The 1,872-nt window shown below is 42.9% G+C and carries 3 protein-coding genes and 2 pseudogenes; 4 read left to right on the forward strand and 1 reads right to left on the reverse strand.

What is annotated here, in order from left to right:
* The 4 genes and pseudogenes from WG89_RS32575 to WG89_RS28535 all read left to right on the forward strand — a co-directional run.
* Window positions 1-116: pseudogene (locus tag WG89_RS32575) on the forward strand (IS5/IS1182 family transposase); the annotation flags it as partial.
* 20 nt (window positions 117-136) lie between these two features.
* Window positions 137-442, forward strand: a pseudogene (locus WG89_RS33175) (DUF6531 domain-containing protein); the annotation flags it as partial.
* A 225-nt stretch (window positions 443-667) separates the two neighbouring features.
* Window positions 668-1,351 (forward strand): RHS repeat protein, encoded by a 684-nt coding sequence (locus WG89_RS28530; RefSeq protein ID WP_172806960.1) that lies wholly within the window; start codon window positions 668-670, stop codon window positions 1,349-1,351.
* Between the two features lie 51 nt (window positions 1,352-1,402).
* Window positions 1,403-1,654 (forward strand): RHS repeat protein, encoded by a 252-nt coding sequence (locus tag WG89_RS28535; protein WP_062271180.1) that lies wholly within the window; start codon window positions 1,403-1,405, stop codon window positions 1,652-1,654.
* 22 nt (window positions 1,655-1,676) lie between these two features.
* Here the strand turns inward: WG89_RS28535 and WG89_RS28540 are convergent.
* A partial coding sequence (locus tag WG89_RS28540; RefSeq protein WP_062269480.1) for a hypothetical protein occupies window positions 1,677-1,872 on the reverse strand: 196 nt, incomplete at its 5' end.

Raw genomic sequence — 1,872 nt, forward strand, 5'->3', positions numbered from 1 at the left:
TTGGATTTATAAAAGCCAGGTATCGAGGTTTGAAGAAGAATGACAATAAACTGTCTACTTTATTTGCCCTGGCGAATATTGTTCGACTGGATCAAATGATCCGGGCACAGGGTTAGTCCGCCCTGAAGTCACGAAAGTGGCTAAATATCATACAAATAAGGGGTTGAGACCTCTGATTTCAGTCCTACTTCGAACTCGATTCAAGAAGGGAAGTAAATTAGAGGTTATTCGCAGGTTCCATAGTTTTAGTTGTCAGGGTAATCCAATAAATACGGCTTCAGGGAATAAATTTCAAGTAGAAACTGATTATTATAGTCACTCGGCTTTTCATCTTCCTTTTCAAAGAATATATAATAGTCAAGATGGATACTGGCAGCATAACTATTCAACTCGTCTAGTTATTGTTGATTCAGAAGTAAAGCTTGTTCACCGTGATGGTCGAGAGTCTTTTTTTACTCGAAACGGTGTAATGATAACTGTTGATAAAGACGAACTAGGGACACTGACAGTTAACGGAAAAGATTGGACATACAAGTCAGAAACTGAAGAAATTTATCAATTCGACAGTTCAGGGCGCTTGCTCCGCTGGCAAAGTCTAGGTGGACTGGGCTATTCGCTGACTTACAAAGGTGGTCAAATTATAGTTCGAATAGATACAGGTCAAAGCTTGACGTTTACGCATGATGAGTATTTTCAACCTCTGTCCTTGACTACCGAAGATGGATCAATCACTTATATCTATGACGACCAGAAACGGCTGACCCAAGTCAAGAGTAATTGGCGGGGGCAAAGCTCAAGTAAATTTTATTTCTATGAGAATATTCTGTTTCCTCGTCACTTGACAGGTATTGTTGACGAGAAGGGAAAGCGTTTTGCCACTTGGAAGTACGATTATCACGGTCGAGCGATTTCAAGCTACCATGGCAATGAGATTGAGAAGTTGTCTATCGTTTATAACACTGACGGTACCACCACAGTGACCAATGCTCTTGGCAAGCAAACTGTGTACCACTACACCGTGATCAATGGCATTCGTAAAGTGGTTCGCATTGAGGGGCAGTCCTCTCATAACTGCCCGGCCAGTAATTCCTCATACACCTATAACGATCGAGGTCAGATCAACACCCAGACGGATGAGAAGGGGATCGTGACTGCTTATAAATACAACGATCGGGGTCTGGAAATCAAAAAGACTGAAGCTCAGGGCACAACAGAAGAGCGAATCATACTGACGGATTGGCATTCGGACTTCCGGTTGCCTGTAAAAGTCACTGAGCCCTCGCGAGTGATTGAGTATCAATACGATGAGAAAGGACGCCTAATAGGTCAACAGGAATTACCTGGATCTTGATCCGGTGTTTGCTAAAGATCAGCAAGAAGTAAATATATAAAGGATTATATTATGAGTCTTCTTCTGAAAAATTATTGGGGGATAGTTCTGGCGGGTAGTTTTTCTGCCCTGTTGTTTGCAGATCCGATGCAACAGCAGATTCGTTATACCTATCATCCGCAAGGAACCAACGGTGCCGGTCAGTTGGCCACGATAGATGGCCCCCGCACAGATGTTTCAGATATCACTCGTTTTGAGTACGACGAAAAGGGTCATGTCACCAAAGTTATTAATCCATTGGAGTATTTTCCAATCCTGAAATGAGCCTGAAGGCAGGTACTACTACCTAACCCTCGGCTTGTCGCTCATGAACTAATTGAAACAGGATTTCTCTGGCTTGTTGCAGCTTTCTGGCCGCTTCATTATCGGTCATGGCTTCCGCTTTGTCCTTTAGTTGGTCCAGTGTAATCCCTTCTTTCAGGTACTGTTCTGGTTCCTTCAGTGACAGGAACTTTTCGTAAGGGGTCATCATGTTTTCATAG

This window comes from Endozoicomonas arenosclerae, from assembly GCF_001562015.1.
Lineage (GTDB): Bacteria > Pseudomonadota > Gammaproteobacteria > Pseudomonadales > Endozoicomonadaceae > Endozoicomonas_A > Endozoicomonas_A arenosclerae.